This is a genomic window from Nocardioides sp. HB32 (assembly GCF_054058995.1).
Genome location: NZ_JBSSBS010000001.1, coordinates 1,581,659 through 1,598,223 on the forward strand (window position 1 = coordinate 1,581,659; position 16,565 = coordinate 1,598,223).

Below are 16,565 nucleotides of genomic sequence, written 5' to 3' on the forward strand. Positions count from 1 at the left end.
GAGGTCAAATCATCCTGTGACCCGGGTCAGGGCCGGCCGAGCCGCAGCCGGACGACGGACCAGCCGTCCTCCCGGAGCACGTCGAACCGCCCTCCACTGGTCTCCGCGCACACGCGCGCGATGTCGAGCCCCAGGCCGGTCGAACCGCGGTCGCTGCGCCCCCGGTGCACGGCGCCCGACGGGATCCCTGGACCACGGTCGCGGACGTCGACCCGCACCAGCTCGGGGTGGTCCGGATCGGGGTCGGTGAGGACGACGGCGATCGCCACCCCGTCCGCGGTGTGCGCGATGCAGTTCTCGATCAGGGCGTCGAGCGCGGCCCGCAGGTCGTCGGCCGCGCAGCGCACCGGGACGGGGCAGGCGGGCAGGTCGAGCCGGACCGGGCGGTCCTGGTCCTCGGCGAGCGGGCGCCAGAAGTCGACCTGCGCGCGCAGCACCTCCGTGGCCTCGCAGCGCGGGCGGACGCCCTCCCGCTCGGGCCGGCGCGCGGCGCGGATGACCGCCGTCAGGGTCCGCTCGAGGTGGTCGAGGTGGGACTCGAGCTCCTCGGTCCGCTCCGACGCCGGCAGCGCCTCGACGTCCAGGCGCACCGCGGTGAGCGGCGTCCGGAGGCGGTGGGACAGGTCGGCGACCGTCTCCCGCTCGGCGGCGAGCAGGTCGTCGATCCGGCCCGCGAGCCGGTTCAGGGCCGCGGACACGCGGCGCACCTCCGAGGGCCCGTCCTCCGGCGCGCGGGCGGTGAGGTCGCCGTCGCCGAGCCGGTCGGCGACGGCGGCGGTCCGGTCCAGGTCACGGACCAGGCGACGCGCCACCAGCTCGGCGGCAGCGGCCACCAGGAGCAGGATGACGACGGCCGCAGCGCCGAGCAGCAGCAGCCGGTCGGTCATCCGGGCCCGGGCGTCGGTGGCGGTGGTGTGGGCGAGGACGACGACCGGTCCGTCCGCGGTCGTGGCGCGCACGCCGACGAGCTGGCCGCCGGCCACCTCGTGGATCTCCGGCTCGGACACCGGCATCAGGCCGTCGCCCTCGGGGTCCCCGCTCGGCCCGACGTCGTCCCCCTGGGGCCCGCGGAGGTCGGTGTCCCCGTGCAGCCCCTCCGGCAGCTCGGCGCCCAGCCGGGTCCCGTCGGGCAGCAGCACGGTCACGGTCGCGCGGTCGTCGCGGCCGTTGAGGCGGTCGACGTACGCCGTCAGCTGGTGCCCGGTCGGGCCGGTGCTCACGTAGTCGGCCACCCCGCGGGCGACGTCCACGGCGCCCTCGCGGCTCTCCTCGGTCGCCGCCCGGTCGAGCAGCAGCCACAGCGGGATCGCGAAGAGGATGAGCACGCTGGCGGTGGCGCCCACCGCCAGCACCAGGATCCGCTGCCGGAGGCTCATCCCGTGCCCGGGTCGACGAGCTTGACGCCGACCCCGCGGACGCTGACCAGGTACCTCGGCTGCGCGGCCGTCTCGCCGAGCTTGCGGCGCAGCCACGACAGGTGCACGTCGACGGTCCGGTCCGCACCGCCCCACGGCATCTGCCAGACCTCCGCCAGCAGCTGCCGCTTGGTGACGACCTCGCCGGAGCGGGAGGCGAGCGCGAGGAGCAGGTCGAACTCCTTGCGGTTCAGCGTCAGCTCCCGACCCTCGAGCTCGGCGGTCCGTGACACGGGGTCGACGACCAGGTCGCCGACCACCACCCGCGGGTCCTCGCGGACCGCGGGCGTCGTACGCCGGAGCACCGCCCGCACCCGCGCCATCACCTGCGCCGCGGAGAAGGGCTTGATCAGGTAGTCGTCGGCGCCCGCGTCCAGCAGCCGGACGATCTCGCGCTCGTCGTCGCGGGCGGTCGCGACCACGACGGGCAGGTCGCTGCTGGCGCGGATCAGCGCGAGCACGTCGGCGCCGTCGAGGTCGGGCAGGCCGAGGTCGAGCACCACGGCGTCCGGGCGCTCGGTCCCGACGGCCTTGATCGCCTCGACCGCGGTCTCGACGGGGACGACGGTCGCGCCCTGCTCCGTGAGCCCGCGGGTCAGGGTGCGGCGGATGTCCGGGTCGTCCTCGACGAGCAGGAGGCGCACCATGGACGTCACCGTACTGCCGGTCGGCCGGGGCGGTCGGCTCGTCCGGTCAGCCGCCGGCGCTGCCGGTCCCGGACCAGGCCGCCTTGGCGCCGCTGTGGCCGATCCGGGCGACCTGCACGCCGGTGCCGAGCGCGGTCAGGACCGCGAGGACGGCGACGACCGCGGTCAGCGTGCGCATCCGGTCCCGCGACTGCTCCGCCTCCGGCGTCGCCGTACGCCGCCGGTCGAGCCACCAGTACGCCGCCGCGAACACGAATAGCGCGACCGTGAACCAGATGAGCTGGTCGCCGAGCTCTGCGTGCTGCTCGATCAACCGGGTCTCGGGCAGGGAGTGCTCGAGGTTCTCCCCGCTCGCCGTCGACAGCGGGGTGAGCACCAGCGCCACCAGGCTCAGCCCCATCGGCAACGGGCCCGCCCAGCGCCGGAACCGCGGCACGAGCACGGCGCCGAGCACGGCCAGGACCGCGAGCGGCACCATCACGACGGTCGCGTGGACGATCAGCGGGTGCAGCGGGAGGCCGAAGAACGTGGACGGCATGAAGTTCCTCCTCGAGGTGGGTGGCACCTGCACGATGGGGCATCCAGACTCATTCCGTCCCCAACGCAACGTCAAAATCGGCTCAAATGCGGCCGAGAGGCTCCCGCGGGTACGTCGAGGGCTCAAGTGCGCGGTCCTACCGACCGATGTGCAGACATCGGGGGCACACTCGGAAAGGGAACCTGTATGCACACCATCACCCGGACGCTCTGCGCGTCCTTCGCCGGTCTCGTCCTCGTCGGCGGCCTCACCGCCGTCGCCACGGCCGATGCGCACGAGAGCGGCTCGGGCAAGACCTGCGCCCGGCAGGAGGCCCAGGTCGCGAAGGCCGAGGACGCCCTGGCGCGCGTCACCGCGGTGTTCGAGCGCAAGCAGCAGGCGACCGACGACGCCGAGGAGGCGGTGGCCGCCGCCACGGGCAGCGAGAAGGCGGCAGCCCGGAAGGCACTCGCCCGCGCCAAGGCCGCCGAGGCGGCCGCGAAGGGCGTCAAGAAGGCGCAGCAGCAGCGACTCGCCCACGCCGAGAAGCGCCTCGCCGACTGCCAGGCGGGCGAGCAGCCGACGGACGACCCGACGGACGACCCGACGGACGTGCCCACCGACGGGCCGACGGAGACCTCCGCCGCCTGAACGGCGCGGCGGCGGGGCCCTCGCCCGACCACGGCTGAGCCATGCTGGGTCCATGGTCAACCGCCTGAAGGACGCGACCTCGCCGTACCTGCTCCAGCACGCCGACAACCCGGTCGACTGGTGGGAGTGGGGACCGGAACCGTTCGAGGAGGCCCGCCGGCGGCACCTGCCGGTGCTGCTGTCCGTCGGGTACGCCGCCTGCCACTGGTGCCACGTGATGGCGCACGAGTCGTTCGAGGACGAGGCGACCGCGGCGTACCTCAACGAGCACTTCGTGAGCGTCAAGGTGGACCGCGAGGAACGACCCGACGTGGACGCGGTCTACATGCAGGCGACCACGTCCATGACCGGGCACGGCGGCTGGCCGATGACGGTCGTGCTCGACCACGACGGCAACCCGTTCTTCGCCGGCACCTACTTCCCGGACCAGCCGCGGCACGGGCAGCCGTCGTTCCGGCAGGTGCTCGAGGCGCTGACCGACGCCTGGGCCAACCGGGCCGACGAGGTGGCCCGGGTCGGCGCGACGCTGCGCGAGCACCTGAACCAGCACGCCGTGCTCGCCGCGGGCCCGATCACCGCCGAGGTCCTCGACGGGGCCGTGGCCACGCTGGCCCGGGAGTTCGACCCGCGGTCGGCTGGCTTCGGCGGCGCCCCGAAGTTCCCGCCGTCGATGGTCCTGGAGTTCCTGCTCCGGTACGGCGAGCGCCGGATGCTCGGCGCGACCCTGGAGGCGATGGCCCGCGGCGGCATCAACGACCAGCTCGCCGGTGGGTTCGCGCGCTACTCCGTCGACGGCGACTGGGTGGTGCCGCACTTCGAGAAGATGCTGTACGACAACGCCCTGCTGATGCGGGTCTACGCCGGGTGGGGGACCCGGCTCGGTGACATCGTCGCCAGCGAGATCGCCGACTTCCTGCTCGAGGAGCTGCTGACCGAGGACGGCGGGTTCGCCTCGGCCCTGGACGCCGACTCCGAGGGCGAGGAGGGCACGTACTACGTCTGGACGCCGGCGCAGCTCGTCGAGGTGCTCGGTCCCGAGGACGGGGCCTGGGTCGCGGACCTGCTCTCGGTGACCGACGCCGGCACCTTCGAGCGCGGTGCCTCGACGCTCCAGCTGCGTCGCGATCCCGACGACTGGAACCGCTGGCTGCAGTGTCGGATCAAGCTGCTCGCCGCCCGCGAGCGCCGCGAGAGGCCGGCTCGCGACGACAAGGTCGTCGCCTCCTGGAACGGCCTCGCGATCAGCGGCCTCTGCAGGGCGGGGTATGTCGAGGAGGCCGAGCGGGCGGCCGAGCTGATCTGGGAGGTGCACGTCGTCGACGGCCGCCTGCGCCGCGTCTCCCGCGACGGCGTCGTCGGTACGCCGGCCGGGGTGCTCGAGGACCACGGCTGCGTCGCGGCCGGGTTCCTCGACCTGTTCCAGGTGACCGGTGACGTGGACTGGTTGCAGCGCGCGGGGACGATCCTCGAGGTCGCGCTGACGCACTTCGCGGCCGAGGACGGTGGGTTCTTCGACACCGCCGACGACGCCGAGGTGCTGGTGGCGCGCCCGCGGGATCCGTCCGACAACGCCTACCCGTCCGGGCTCTCGTCGATGGTGCACGCCCTGGCGGCGTACGCCGCGATCACCGGCTCGGGGCGGCACCGCGACGCCGCCGAGGCCGCGCTGGCGACGGTCGCGCAGCTCGCCGAACAGGCACCACGGTTCGCCGGCTGGTCCCTGGCGGCCGCGCAGTCGATGCTCGACGGCCCGGTCGAGGTGGCGATCGTCGGTGCGCCGGGGAAGGACCGCGACGCGCTGGAGAAGGTCGCCCGTCGCGACCCGAACGCCGTGGTGGTCGTCGCCGAGGGTCCCCGTGACGACGTCCCGCTCCTGGTCGGGCGGGACCGGGTCGACGGACGGCCGGCGGCGTACGTCTGCCGCCACCTCGTCTGCGAGCGCCCGGTGACGACGGTCGAGGAGCTCAGCGCTGCGCTGAGGCGCTGACCAGCCGGTCGCCGAGGTCGGAGCGCAGGTAGAGCACCGACCGACCGTGCCGGGCCGAGGTCAGCAGCCCGCCGTCGCGCAGGGCGCGGAGGTGCTGGTTCACGGCGCTCGTGGTCACGCCGAGCCGCACCGCGAGCTCGGTCGACGACGCCGGTGACTCGAGCAGCCCGACCAGCCGCGCCCGGACGCCGCCGAGCAGGTCCGCCAGCGCGTCCCGTGCGCCGGGTGGCTCGCTCTCCCAGAGCGTGCCGACCCCGCGGGCGCCGTACATGATCAGCGGCGCCTCCTGCGCCGAGATCGGCGCGGTCGCGTTCCGGGTGAACAGCGACGGCGCCAGCGTGAGCCCCTCGCCGGCGGTCGACCGGCGGAACCCGACCTTCGAGGTCATCTCCACCCGCACCACGTCGTCGACGAGCCGGATCCGCGGCGACAGGTCCGCGAACATCGCGGCCAGGCCCTCGCGCGCGATGGTTCGGCCGCGGAACACGATGTCGGCCTCGAGCACGGTCCGCATCCGCGGCCACCACGGCTCGAAGCAGGCCTCCCAGTACGCCGCCAGCTCGCTGACGATCCGCTTCAGCAGCCGGTCCCGCCGCCCGGTGAGCGCCGCCGGCCGGGCGCCGGGGTGCACCTCGTCGAGGTCGTCGCGCACCACGTCCAGCGGCGTGGCCGCCACGGCCGCGAGCTCGTCGTCGAAGCGGGTCAGCGGCGAGCGGGGCCGCGGGGTGAGGAAGTCCGGCGTCCAGAGCTTCTCGTTGGTGAGCGCGAGCAGCAGCTCGCGATCGAGGCCCGCGCGGGCGGGCTCGGTCAGGTGCAGCCACGGCAGCATGAGCGGGTAGCGGCCCGGCTCGCGCCAGGTCCGCAGGGACAGTGCCAGCTCGTTCATCGGCGACAGCGCGAAGCGCACCTCGCCGAGGTCGGCACCGGCCAGCTCGTACTCGATCAGCCCGGCCATGAAGCCATACGCTACATCGTTGGTGCGCTGCCGTCGGCCGTGACAGAACTGTCCCGTGCTCCTGCCCGACGAACCCGTGCACCGCTCGCTGACCCTGACGACCGCCTCCGCGTCGCTCGCGACCGGCCTGTTCTACAGCGTCAGCGCGTTGTACTTCACCCGCGTCATCGGGCTCGAGGCGACGACGGTCGGACTCGGCCTCACCGTCGCCGGCGCGGTCGGCGTGCTGGCGTCGTTCCTCGGCGGGTACGCCGCCGACCGGGTCGGGGCCGACCGGCTCCAGCTGGTCGCCAACGCCGTGCAGGGGTTGGCGATGCTCGCCTACGTGTTCGCCGGCTCGGCGCTCGCCTTCACCGTCGTGGCGTGCGTCGCCGTGGGCAGCCGGAGCCTCCAGGGCTCCGCCAAGGCGGCGCTCCAGGCACGGTGGTTCACCGGTGCCGACCGGGTGGAGGTGCGCGCGCGGCTGCGCGTCGTCACCAACGTCTTCATCGGTCTCGGCACGGTCCTCGCCGCCCTCGCCCTGCTGGTCGACACCGCGGCGGCGTACCGCACCACGATGGTCGTCGTCGCCGTGCTCCTCGCTGCGTCGACGGTCCCGCTGCTCGCACTGCGCACGGTCCCGGGTTTCGCGGCGGTGATGGACGTCCACCTCGACCCCGACCGGGTCCGGGGACGGTCACCGCTGCGCGACCGCACCTACGTCACCTCGGTCGCGCTGAACTCGGTGATCGCGATGCAGTTCTCGATGACCAGCGTCGGCGTCCCGCTGTGGATCGTGACGCGCACCGAGGCGCCGACCGTCGTCATCTCGGTGCTGCTCGTCCTCAACACGGTCGTGGTCGCGCTGTTCCAGGTGCGCGCCGCGCGCGGCACCCACGACATCGCGATTGCGGGCCGCACGGTCCGGCGGGGGAGCCTGCTGCTGGCGGCCGGCTGCCTGCTGTACGCCGCGGCCGGCAGCGTCGGCGCCGTGGCCGCCGTCGCGCTGCTGGTGTCCGCGGAGCTGCTCGGGACCTGGGCGGAGATCTGGTGCGAGGCCGGCGGGTGGGGGCTCGCCTTCGAGCTGGCCGACGCCGCGAGCGCCGGCGCCTACCAGGGGCTGACGCAGACCGGGTACGCGCTGGCGAGCATGGTCGCGCCGGCGCTGGTGACGGCCACCGCGGTCGACCACGGGTTCCCGGGCTGGGCCTTCCTCGCCGTCCTGTTCGCCGCCGCCGGAGCCGCCGTCGGCGTCCTGGCGTCGCGGGCCGCGCGGCGTACCCCTCAGGCGGTCGGGCTCGCCGCCTGAGCGCGCTCCTCGCCGGCCGCGATCTCGGCCATCAGGTCCAGGCAGTAGCGGCCGAAGTCGATCTGGATCGTGTGCCGTGGGGCTGAGTAGTACTGCTCGAGGTGCGCGGCCTCGTCGGCGCGCATGATCCGCTCCTGCTCCGCGGCGCTCGGCAGCACGTAGCTCCCGTCGAGCAGCCTCGCCAGCAGCTTCGACTGCTGCTCGGCGAGGTTGACGATCGTCGGCGACGACTGCGCGAGGCCGAGGTAGAAGAGGTGGTCGACGCCGGGCTTGATCATCCGCTTGAACAGCGGGTAGCGGTGCTCGTCGTCGGGGTGCAGGTCCGGCTCGGTGTCCTCGAAGAACGGGAACCGCATCTCGTAGCCCGTCGCGCAGACGATCACGTCGGCGTCCACGGTGTTGCCGTCGGCGAGGTGCACGGTGTGCCCGTCCAGCCGGTCGATGGCCGGCAGCATGTGGATGTCGCCCGAGCCGGCCTTGGTGAGGAAGTCCGCGCTCACCGACGGGTGCGCGGCGAGCGGCTCGTGATCCGGCTCGGGCAGGCCGTAGGTGCTCATGCTGCCGACCAGCTCGCGGATCAGCGTGCGCGCGGCCGCCAGGGCCTGCTCCTTGGGGATGTCCGGCGGCGCCATCACCTTGTCGGCGGGCTGGCCGTTGCGGTACTTCGGCAGCACCCACACGCCGCGTCGCGCGGACACGTAGAGCTTCTCCGCCATCCAGGGCGCGGACAGCTCGCTGGCGATGTCCATCGCCGAGTTGCCCATCCCCACCACGATCACCCGCTTGCCGCGCATCTCCACCGGCTCGAACGGCGAGACGTAGGCGTGGCTGTGCATGAGGACCCCGTCGAAGGTGCCGGGGTAGTCGGGCAGCCGCGGCTGCCAGTGGTGGCCGTTCGCGACGACCAGGTCCGTGTACTGCCGCGTCTCGCCGGTGCTGAGCTGCACGTCCCACCCGTCCGCCCCGGTTGAACTGGTGGAGCGGCGGGCGCGCTCGACCCCGGTGTTGAACGCGATCCGGTCGCGCAGCATGAAGTGGTCGACGTAGTCGCGGAAGTACTGGTGGATCAGGGTGTGGTGCGGGAAGTGCGGCCAGTCCTCGGGCGCGGGGAAGTCCTCGAACTGCAGCCGCGTCGTGGAGGTGTCGATGTGCAGCGACTCGTAGACGGCGGAGTGGCCGTTGGGGTTGCGGAAGTACCAGTTGCCGCCCACGTCGTCGGACAGCTCGAACTGGTCGTAGTCGATCCCGTGCTCCTTGAGCCGCTTGGCCGTCGTGATGCCGGAGCAGCCGGCGCCGATGATGCAGACCAGGGGCGGGCTGACGGTCACAGGACCCCCTCGAGACAGGCGAACGCGGTGCGCAGGTAGCCGTCCGTGCGCGGCGACGACGTGAAGTGGCCGACCATCCGGTTCATCGCGTAGGCGACGGTGGTGCGGCGGTCCAGGTCGTTGACGACGATCGACCCGCCGTACCCGGTCCACCAGCAGACCGGCCCTCCGGGACCGCCGGCGCCGTCGGGTGGGGGAGCGCGTAGCCGATGCCCCACCGCAGCGGGACCAGCAGCACCAGGTCGGGGCCGTCGGCCTGGACCTCGAAGATCCGGTCCAGCATCTCCTTCGACAGCAGGCGTACGCCGTCCACCTCGCCGCCGTGGGAGACGACGCTCTGGATCCGCGCGACCGAGCGGGCGTTGCCGTGGCCGTTGGCGGCCGCCACCGACACCCGGCGCCACGGCGCGGTGTTGCAGAAGCCGCCGACGTCGATCAAGGGGTTCGCCAGCGTCGGCACCAGCAGGTTGCCCTCCGGCAGGGCTGCGACGTCGATGGTGCCCTGCGGCGGTGCGACGAGATCCGCGCAACGACCGAGCGCGTCCTCGGGCACGCCGAGGTGGAAGTCAGCGCCCAAGGGCTCGGCGACCAGCGTGCGGAACTGCTCGGCCAGCGTCGACCCCGTGGCGCCGCGCACGATCCCGTCGAGCAGGTGCCCGTGGCTGAGCATGTGGTACCCGGACGCGGTGCCCGGCTCCCACCAGGGCTGCTGGGCCGCCAGCATCGCCTCGGCGTACGGCAGGTCCATCAGCCCGGCGGCGTCGAGCGGCTCGGTCCACCCGGCGTACCCGGACGTGTGGGAGAGGACGTGGCGGACCAGCACGTCGTCGCGGGCGAGCTCGGGCCAGTACGTCGCGACCGGCGCGTCCAGGTCGACGACGCCGCGGTCGGCGAGCACGAGCATGGTGAGCGCCGACATGGTCTTGGTGATCGACCAGGTGTGGACGAGCGTGTCGCGGTCCCAGGCCCGCCCGGGCGCCGCCTGGCCGCCCCACAGGTCGGCGAGCAGCTCACCGTCGTGCACCACCGCGAGGGAGGCGCCGGTGTCGGTGCCGTCGGCGAGGTTGGCCTCGAAGAGCTCGGCGAGGGGCGCGAAGGCGGAGTGGGCGGTTCCGGGCACCCCCGCACTCTAAGAACATGTTCTAGTCCGGGCAACGGCCTGCCGTCGCCCCGGCTCGTCAGCGGAGCGCGTAGACCGCCATCGAGACGCCGACGTAGTGCGCGACGAACGCGAGGATCGTGAACGTGTGGAACACCTCGTGGAAGCCGAACCAGCGCGGCCACGGGTCCGGCCGCCGGAAGCCGTAGACGACGCCGCCGAACGTGTAGAGCGCGCCGCCGACGCAGATCATCGTGAACGTCGCGATGCCGATGCCGACGCCGAGCCGGGTGGCCCCGTCGAACAGGCTCGGCATGAAGAAGACCGCGGCCCAGCCCAGCCCGATGTAGATCGGCACGTAGAGCCACCGCGGGGCGTCGGTCCAGAACACCCGGAAGCCGACGCCGAGGATCGCGCCGGCCCAGACGGTCGCGAGCAGCACCGTGCGCTGCGTGCCCTCGAGGAGCAGCAGGCTGAACGGCGTGTAGGAGCCGGCGATCAACAGGAAGATGTTCGCGTGGTCGAAGCGGCGGAGGAACGCCCACACCCGCGGCGACCACGTGCCGGTGTGGTAGATCGCCGAGACGGTGAACAGCACCAGCGCGGATCCGATGAAGACCGCCGACCCGAGGCGTGCGGCGGTCGTCGGGGCGAGGGAGACCAGCACGATCCCGGCGACCAGCGTGAGCGGCGCCGTACCGAGGTGCAGCCAGCCGCGGAGCCGGGGCTTGATGTCGGCCCGGAGGTCGGCAACGGCGTCCTGGAGCGCGTCGACGCCGGCCCGCATCGACTGGTTCATGTCCTCGACCCTACCGGCGGGTCGGTCACGAGAAACCCCACGCCGGGGGATCGCCGGAGTCACCCTGTGAGCAACGTCGCGCCGGTAGGATCGGGGGGTGGCGGACTGGAAACGCGGACTCCGGCGGGTGCTCTACCCGGCGTACGAGGCGCGGATGCTGCGCCGGATGCCGGACTCGGTCCCCAAGCACGTCGGCGTGATGCTGGACGGCAACCGCCGCTGGGCGAAGGCCGTCGGCCGCGACACCGCGCACGGGCACCAGGCGGGCGCCGCGAACATCGAGCCGCTGCTCGGCTGGTGCGACGAGGTCGGCATCGAGGTGGTCACCCTGTGGCTGCTCTCGACCGACAACCTCAACCGGCCCGAGCGCGAGCTGGCGCCGCTGCTCGACATCATCGGCGAGGCCGTCGCCTCGCTGGCCGACCAGCAGAAGTGGCGGATCCACCCGGTCGGCGCGCTCGACCTGCTGCCGGCCCCGGTCGCCGAGAAGCTCAAGGCCGCCGAGGAGGCCACCCGCGAGGTCGACGGGATGCTCGTCAACGTCGCCGTCGGGTACGGCGGCCGGCGCGAGATCGCCGACGCCGTCCGCTCGCTGCTCACCGAGGCCGCGGCCCAGGGCACCTCCATGGAGGAGCTGGCCGGGATCATCGACGTCGAGCACATCTCCGAGCACCTCTACACCAAGGGCCAGCCCGACCCGGACCTGGTGATCCGCACGTCCGGCGAGCAGCGGCTCGGCGGCTTCCTGCTCTGGCAGAGCGCGAAGTCGGAGTTCTACTTCTGCGAGGCGTACTGGCCGGACTTCCGCCGGGTCGACTTCCTCCGTGCGATCCGCGCCTACGCGCTGCGGGAGCGGCGGTTCGGGGCGTGACGACACGTCGGGTTTCTCCGGTCAGCCGGTGAAACTCGCGCGACACGCCGGCGCCCCCCGGCGTGTCGGTCGGGTTTCGGCGGACAACCCCCTCCTCGGGCGGGGTCCGGGGCCTCATCCACGGTTCATCACGCGTTCTGGCGTGTCGACCGGGAACCGACCGGGTACCGGCGTACTTTCCAAACATCGGGGAGTGGGGAAGCTCTCCGTATCGGGAGGCCCGTTCGTGAGAAATCGCGACTGCACAGCACGGTGGCTCCGCTGCCGCGCGACCGGGAGCCGGCACTCCGGCGCTCGGGTCGGAACCGGTCCGTCTGCTTGACCACACGGCCGGTGCGCGAGTGCACGTGTCGGCCTGCGAAGGGGTGTCACCGTGCCGAACCAGGCTCCGAAGACCCAGCGCTCCGCCTCCGCCACCGCGAAGACCCGGACCCCCGCGAGAACCGCGCCGACCGTGCGCACCTACGTCCTCGACACCAGCGTGCTGCTCGCCGACCCGGGCGCGCTCAAGCGCTTCGAGGAGCACGAGGTCGTGCTTCCGGTCGTGGTGATCACGGAGCTGGAGGGCAAGCGGCACCACCCCGAGCTGGGCTTCTTCGCGCGCACGGCGCTGCGGATGCTCGACGAGCTCCGCATCACCAACGGCCGGCTCGACGAGCCGGTGCCGGTCGGTGACCTCGGCGGCACCGTCCGGGTCGAGCTCAACCACACCGACCCGGAGTCCCTCCCGTCCGGCTTCCGGCTCGGCGACAACGACACCCGGATCCTGGCGGTCGCGTGCAACCTCGCGAACGAGGGGTACGACGTCACGCTGGTCTCGAAGGACCTGCCGCTGCGGATCAAGGCGTCCGCGGTCGGGTTGGACGCGCAGGAGTACCGCGCCGAGGCGATCAGCGACTCCGACAGCGGCTACTCCGGCATGGCCGAGCTCGAGGTCGCCTCCGTCGACGTGGACCAGCTGTACGACGACGGTGTCGTCGACCTCGAGGAGGCGCGGGACATGCCCTGCCACCAGGGCCTGGTGCTGCTCTCCGACCGCGGTACGGCGCTGGGCCGGGTGGGGCCGGACAAGCAGGTCCACCTGGTGCGCGGCGACCGCGAGGCCTTCGGGATCCACGGCCGCTCCGCGGAGCAGCGGATCGCGCTGGAGATGCTGCTGGATCCCGAGGTCGGCATCGTCTCCCTCGGCGGCCGGGCCGGCACCGGCAAGTCGGCGCTCGCGCTGTGCGCCGGCCTCGAGGCGGTGATGGAGCGCCGCCAGCACAAGAAGGTCGTGGTGTTCCGGCCCCTGTTCGCCGTCGGGGGCCAGGAGCTCGGCTACCTGCCCGGCTCGGAGTCGGAGAAGATGTCGCCCTGGGGCCAGGCCGTCTTCGACACCCTCGGTGCGATCACGTCCCGCGACGTCATCGACGAGGTGCTCGACCGCGGCATGCTCGAGGTGCTGCCGCTCACCCACATCCGCGGACGGTCGCTGCACGACGCGTTCGTGATCGTCGACGAGGCGCAGTCGCTCGAGCGCAACGTGCTGCTCACCGTGCTCTCCCGGATCGGCGCGAACTCCAAGGTGGTGCTCACGCACGACGTGGCCCAGCGAGACAACCTGCGGGTGGGACGCCACGACGGCATCGTCGCGGTGATCGAGAAGCTCAAGGGGCACCCGCTGTTCGCCCACGTCACCCTCACCCGGTCCGAGCGCTCCCCGATCGCCGCTCTCGTCACCGAGATGCTGGAGAACGTCACGCTGTGAGGCCGGCGACAGTGGCGGGTTTCCCCGGTCGGCCGGGGAAAACTCCCCACTCCTGAGACCAGTGTGACTGCTGTGACGGGGGAGGCGGGAACTTCTGGCAGACCAGAGGTCGGATCCGGCCGTTCGGTTTGCAACCTCCTCCCTCGTCAGGCAGGGTGGCCCGTGATCTTTTCGTGACCTTCCGGCCGAGCGTCATCGGGGACAGCGCGCCGGGGGACAGCGGAACGCCCGAGTCGTCTACCCGAATACGAGCCCTTGTCGAAACGCACCAAGTACGTTCCGAAGCACCGGCACGTCCCTGAGCGGACCCTCGTCGAAGCGCCGAGGAAGGCCATCAAGAACACCGTGGTCCTGTCCTCGGTGGCGGTGGCCGTCACCGGCGTCGCCGTGTCCGGGGGCGTCCTGAAGGACGCCACGGGCCTCTCGCCGACGGCGGCGGAGCAGGTCGGCTCGCCGACCACCGCGGCGCCCCTGCAGGGCGGATCCGTCCCCGACAGCGACCGCGCCCCGGTCGTGTCCCGCTCTGGCGACCGGCGCGACGCCGCCGACCCGGCCAAGGAGGCGGCGCTGTCGGTGGAGGGCGGCCCGGCCGTCACCGAGCGGGTCGAGCTCTCCGACGGCGACCCGCGCGACATCGCCCGGGCGCTGCTGCCGCAGTTCGGCTTCTCGTCCGACCAGTTCGGCTGCCTCGACTCACTCTGGATGCGCGAGAGCGGCTGGAATCCCGCCGCGCAGAACGCCTCGTCCGGTGCGTACGGCATCCCGCAGTCCCTGCCCGGCTCCAAGATGGCGTCGGCGGGCGCCGACTGGGCGACCAACCCCGCCACCCAGATCGAGTGGGGCCTCGGCTACATCCGGGACCGGTACGGCAGCCCGTGCGGCGCCTGGGGTCACTCCGAGTCCTACGGCTGGTACTAGGGGTACGACGCAGTCACGGGTGCGTCATCGACTCCACGTCCAGCGCCTCGTCGAGCTGCGCCTCCGTGAGCTCGCCGCGCTCGACGTACCCCAGCGCGAGCACGGTCTCCCGGATCGTCGCGCCGTCGGCCAGCGCCTGCTTGGCGACCTTCGCCGCGGCCTCGTAGCCGATGAACCTGTTCAGCGGCGTCACGACCGATGGCGAGGACTCGGCGTACTGCCGCATCCGCTCGGCGTTCGCGGTGATGCCGTCGACGCAGCGCTCGGCCAGCAGCCGTGAGGAGGCGGCGAGCAGCCGCACGGACTCCAGCACGTTGCGCGCCATCACCGGCATCGCGACGTTCAGCTCGAACGCGCCGCTGGCGCCGGCGGCGGTGACCGCCGCGTCGTTGCCGATCACCTGGAAGCAGACCATCAGGGTCGCCTCCGGCAGCACCGGGTTCACCTTCCCGGGCATGATGCTCGACCCCGGCTGGAGGTCGGGCAGGTGGATCTCCGCGAGCCCGGTCGTGGGACCGGATGACATCCAGCGCAGGTCGTTGCAGACCTTGATGAGCCCCACCGCGTAGGTCCGCAGCACGCCGCTCAGCTCGACCAGCGAGTCCCGGGTGCCCTGGGCCTCGAAGTGGTTGCGCGCCTCGGTGAAGGGCTGCCCCGCCGTCTCGGAGAGCACGGCGATCACCCGCTCCGCGAAGCCGGGTGGGGTGTTGATGCCGGTGCCGACCGCCGTACCGCCGAGCGGCAGCTCCCGGACCCGGGGGAGGACCGACTCCAGCCGCTCGGCGGCGTACCGGACCGTGGCGGCGTACCCGCCGAGCTCCTGGCCGAGCATCACCGGCGTCGCGTCCATCAGGTGCGTGCGGCCGGACTTCACGAGGCCGGCGAACTCCTCGGCCTTGCGCTCGAAGCTGCTCGCCAGCATGTCGAGCGCGGGCAGCAGGTCGTCGGTGACCGCGAGCGCGGCCGCGACGTGGATCGCCGTGGGGAACGTGTCGTTGCTGGACTGGCTCGCGTTGACGTGGTCGTTGGGGTGCACCTCGTGGCCGGCGCGCTGCGCGAGGGTGGCGATCACCTCGTTGGCGTTCATGTTCGAGCTGGTGCCGGAGCCGGTCTGGAAGACGTCGATCGGGAAGCCGTCGTCGTGCCGGCCCTCGACCACCTCGGTCGCCGCCGCGACGATGGCGGCGGCCCGGTCGGCGTCGAGGATGCCGAGCTCGCCGTTCACGGTGGCGGCCGCGGCCTTCACCCGGCCGATCGCGTGCACGAGGGCCGGCTCGATCGGCGTACCGCTGATGGGGAAGTTCTCCACCGCGCGCTGGGTCTGCGCCCGCCACAGCGCGTCCACAGGCACCCGGACCTCGCCCATGCTGTCGTGCTCGGTCCTGAACTCGCCCTCATCGCTCATGTCCGGGACGGTACCCGCGCGACATACAGCCAGTACCGCTCGTCGCGGTCCTGGAGCTGCACCCGATGCCCGTGCCCGTGTGCGTCGTCGAAGACCGCGGTCAGGACGTCGAGGAGCTCCGGGGTCTCGGCGGCCGACCAGATCGCGAGGGCGCCCCCGGGACGCAGCGCCCGGCGCGCGGACCGGAGGAACGGCTCGCGGTAGAGCTCTGCGTTGACCTCGTGCACCAGGTAGCCGGGCCCGTTGTCGACGTCCAGCAGGACCAGGTCGTACGACGCGGGTGGTGCCTCGGCGAGTGCCACCGCGATGTCGGCGACGACGACCGTGACCCGCTCGTCGGCGAGCAGCGACGGGCCGTGGGGAACCGTCCCGTCGCGCATCCAGTCGACCAGTGCCTGCTCGATCTCGACGACCGCGCACTTCTGGACCCGGCTGTCGGCGAGCACCGCGTGCATCGTGAACCCGAGGCCGAGCCCGCCGACGACCACCGCCCGCGGGTCGGCCACCTGGGCGAGCGCCGACTCGGCCAGCGCCTGCTCGGTGGCGGTCTCGAGGGTGTCCATCACGAACACGCCGTTCGCCCGCAGCTCGAGGGTGGTCGGCCCGGCGCCGTTCCGGCGCTCGCGCAGCACCAGCTCGCCCCGCTCCGACTCGGCCCGCGCGATCTCGACGTACTCCACGGGGCAACCGTACGGAACCGCGAAGTGGGTACCTGCCCGCCATGGCTGAGAACACGCAGGACGAGGGTCAGGTCTCCGAGGTCAGCGGGATGAAGGCCCCGGGTGAGTCGATCTCCGACGGCGACGCGGTCTCGGGGCAGCCCGAGGGCGAGAGCGGGAAGGTCGACGACGGCCCCACCGGTCCGGACGCGCCGACGTTCGCGGCGGACCAGCACCGCCACCCGGACCAGGACGACGTCGAGACGACCGGCTGACGCG

General features: G+C 72.7%; 16 protein-coding genes. 7 read left to right on the plus strand and 9 right to left on the minus strand.

The window, feature by feature from the left end:
• Positions 1-26: 26 nt before the first annotated feature.
• Genes ACVW2K_RS07995 through ACVW2K_RS08005 form a run of 3 tightly spaced genes read right to left on the minus strand, consistent with a single transcriptional unit; the run spans position 27 to position 2,600 of the window.
• Positions 27-1,376: a HAMP domain-containing sensor histidine kinase gene (locus ACVW2K_RS07995; RefSeq protein ID WP_457202137.1), complete on the minus strand. Its 1,350-nt coding sequence runs from the start codon at positions 1,374-1,376 to the stop codon at positions 27-29.
• On the minus strand, positions 1,373-2,062 hold the full coding sequence (locus ACVW2K_RS08000) for a response regulator transcription factor (RefSeq protein ID WP_028639179.1): 690 nt from the start codon (positions 2,060-2,062) through the stop codon (positions 1,373-1,375). The genes ACVW2K_RS07995 and ACVW2K_RS08000 overlap by 4 nt, the downstream gene beginning before the upstream one ends.
• A gap of 46 nt (positions 2,063-2,108) precedes the next feature.
• Positions 2,109-2,600 carry a DUF2231 domain-containing protein gene (locus ACVW2K_RS08005; RefSeq protein WP_028639178.1) on the minus strand — a complete coding sequence of 164 codons (492 nt, stop codon included), beginning with the start codon at positions 2,598-2,600 and terminating at the stop codon, positions 2,109-2,111.
• A 186-nt stretch (positions 2,601-2,786) separates the two neighbouring features.
• Between ACVW2K_RS08005 and ACVW2K_RS08010 the strand changes: the two genes are divergently transcribed.
• Together ACVW2K_RS08010 and ACVW2K_RS08015 are read left to right on the plus strand one after the other, a co-directional pair.
• Positions 2,787-3,230 (plus strand): hypothetical protein, encoded by a 444-nt coding sequence (locus ACVW2K_RS08010; RefSeq protein ID WP_457202138.1) that lies wholly within the window; start codon positions 2,787-2,789, stop codon positions 3,228-3,230.
• 52 nt (positions 3,231-3,282) lie between these two features.
• On the plus strand, positions 3,283-5,217 hold the full coding sequence (locus ACVW2K_RS08015) for a thioredoxin domain-containing protein (RefSeq protein ID WP_457202139.1): 1,935 nt from the start codon (positions 3,283-3,285) through the stop codon (positions 5,215-5,217).
• On the opposite strand, the gene ACVW2K_RS08020 is transcribed toward ACVW2K_RS08015, so the two are convergent.
• Complete coding sequence (locus tag ACVW2K_RS08020) at positions 5,195-6,172, minus strand: DUF5937 family protein (RefSeq protein ID WP_457202140.1); 978 nt, start codon at positions 6,170-6,172, stop codon at positions 5,195-5,197. The genes ACVW2K_RS08015 and ACVW2K_RS08020 overlap by 23 nt on opposite strands.
• A 55-nt stretch (positions 6,173-6,227) precedes the next feature.
• Between ACVW2K_RS08020 and ACVW2K_RS08025 the strand changes: the two genes are divergently transcribed.
• On the plus strand, positions 6,228-7,460 hold the full coding sequence (locus ACVW2K_RS08025; RefSeq protein ID WP_457202141.1) for an MFS transporter: 1,233 nt from the start codon (positions 6,228-6,230) through the stop codon (positions 7,458-7,460).
• Here the strand turns inward: ACVW2K_RS08025 and ACVW2K_RS08030 are convergent.
• The 3 genes from ACVW2K_RS08030 to trhA all read right to left on the minus strand — a co-directional run bounded on the left by ACVW2K_RS08030 (position 7,436) and on the right by trhA (position 10,686).
• Positions 7,436-8,788, minus strand: a complete 1,353-nt coding sequence (locus tag ACVW2K_RS08030; RefSeq protein WP_457202142.1) for a flavin-containing monooxygenase — start codon at positions 8,786-8,788, stop codon at positions 7,436-7,438. The genes ACVW2K_RS08025 and ACVW2K_RS08030 overlap by 25 nt on opposite strands.
• Before the next feature lie 82 nt (positions 8,789-8,870).
• Positions 8,871-9,908, minus strand: a complete 1,038-nt coding sequence (locus ACVW2K_RS08035; RefSeq protein ID WP_457202143.1) for a serine hydrolase domain-containing protein — start codon at positions 9,906-9,908, stop codon at positions 8,871-8,873.
• Between the two features lie 58 nt (positions 9,909-9,966).
• Positions 9,967-10,686: a PAQR family membrane homeostasis protein TrhA gene (gene trhA / locus ACVW2K_RS08040; RefSeq protein WP_028639172.1), complete on the minus strand. Its 720-nt coding sequence runs from the start codon at positions 10,684-10,686 to the stop codon at positions 9,967-9,969.
• A 97-nt stretch (positions 10,687-10,783) separates the two neighbouring features.
• Here trhA and ACVW2K_RS08045 point away from each other — a divergent pair, with 97 nt between their 5' ends.
• From ACVW2K_RS08045 to ACVW2K_RS08055, 3 genes are all read left to right on the plus strand, one after another.
• Entirely contained in the window at positions 10,784-11,557 is a 774-nt protein-coding gene (locus ACVW2K_RS08045; RefSeq protein ID WP_028639171.1) for an isoprenyl transferase, read from the plus strand.
• A 454-nt stretch (positions 11,558-12,011) separates the two neighbouring features.
• Complete coding sequence (locus tag ACVW2K_RS08050) at positions 12,012-13,304, plus strand: PhoH family protein (protein ID WP_231496315.1); 1,293 nt, start codon at positions 12,012-12,014, stop codon at positions 13,302-13,304.
• A gap of 255 nt (positions 13,305-13,559) precedes the next feature.
• On the plus strand, positions 13,560-14,222 hold the full coding sequence (locus ACVW2K_RS08055; protein WP_457202144.1) for an aggregation-promoting factor C-terminal-like domain-containing protein: 663 nt from the start codon (positions 13,560-13,562) through the stop codon (positions 14,220-14,222).
• 13 nt (positions 14,223-14,235) lie between these two features.
• Here ACVW2K_RS08055 and ACVW2K_RS08060 read toward each other — a convergent pair whose 3' ends face one another.
• Together ACVW2K_RS08060 and ACVW2K_RS08065 are read right to left on the minus strand one after the other, a co-directional pair.
• A complete protein-coding gene (locus tag ACVW2K_RS08060) occupies positions 14,236-15,627 on the minus strand; it encodes a class II fumarate hydratase (RefSeq protein WP_457202145.1) in 1,392 nt (463 codons plus the stop codon).
• Positions 15,624-16,307: a spermidine synthase gene (locus tag ACVW2K_RS08065; RefSeq protein ID WP_457202146.1), complete on the minus strand. Its 684-nt coding sequence runs from the start codon at positions 16,305-16,307 to the stop codon at positions 15,624-15,626. The genes ACVW2K_RS08060 and ACVW2K_RS08065 overlap by 4 nt, the downstream gene beginning before the upstream one ends.
• A gap of 41 nt (positions 16,308-16,348) precedes the next feature.
• Here ACVW2K_RS08065 and ACVW2K_RS08070 point away from each other — a divergent pair, with 41 nt between their 5' ends.
• Positions 16,349-16,561, plus strand: a complete 213-nt coding sequence (locus ACVW2K_RS08070; protein ID WP_457202147.1) for a hypothetical protein — start codon at positions 16,349-16,351, stop codon at positions 16,559-16,561.
• The last annotated feature ends 4 nt before the right edge of the window (positions 16,562-16,565 follow it).

Excerpts from the sequence above, each read along its gene's own strand:
- ACVW2K_RS07995 (WP_457202137.1), bottom strand. The coding sequence starts at position 1,376 with ATGAGCCTCCGGCAGCGGATCCTGGTGCTGGCGGTGGGCGCCACCGCC.
- ACVW2K_RS08000 (WP_028639179.1), bottom strand. The coding sequence starts at position 2,062 with ATGGTGCGCCTCCTGCTCGTCGAGGACGACCCGGACATCCGCCGCACC.
- ACVW2K_RS08005 (WP_028639178.1), bottom strand. The coding sequence starts at position 2,600 with ATGCCGTCCACGTTCTTCGGCCTCCCGCTGCACCCGCTGATCGTCCAC.
- ACVW2K_RS08010 (WP_457202138.1), top strand. The coding sequence starts at position 2,787 with ATGCACACCATCACCCGGACGCTCTGCGCGTCCTTCGCCGGTCTCGTC.
- ACVW2K_RS08015 (WP_457202139.1), top strand. The coding sequence starts at position 3,283 with ATGGTCAACCGCCTGAAGGACGCGACCTCGCCGTACCTGCTCCAGCAC.
- ACVW2K_RS08020 (WP_457202140.1), bottom strand. The coding sequence starts at position 6,172 with ATGGCCGGGCTGATCGAGTACGAGCTGGCCGGTGCCGACCTCGGCGAG.
- trhA (WP_028639172.1), bottom strand. The coding sequence starts at position 10,686 with ATGAACCAGTCGATGCGGGCCGGCGTCGACGCGCTCCAGGACGCCGTT.
- ACVW2K_RS08060 (WP_457202145.1), bottom strand. The coding sequence starts at position 15,627 with ATGAGCGATGAGGGCGAGTTCAGGACCGAGCACGACAGCATGGGCGAG.
- ACVW2K_RS08070 (WP_457202147.1), top strand. The coding sequence starts at position 16,349 with ATGGCTGAGAACACGCAGGACGAGGGTCAGGTCTCCGAGGTCAGCGGG.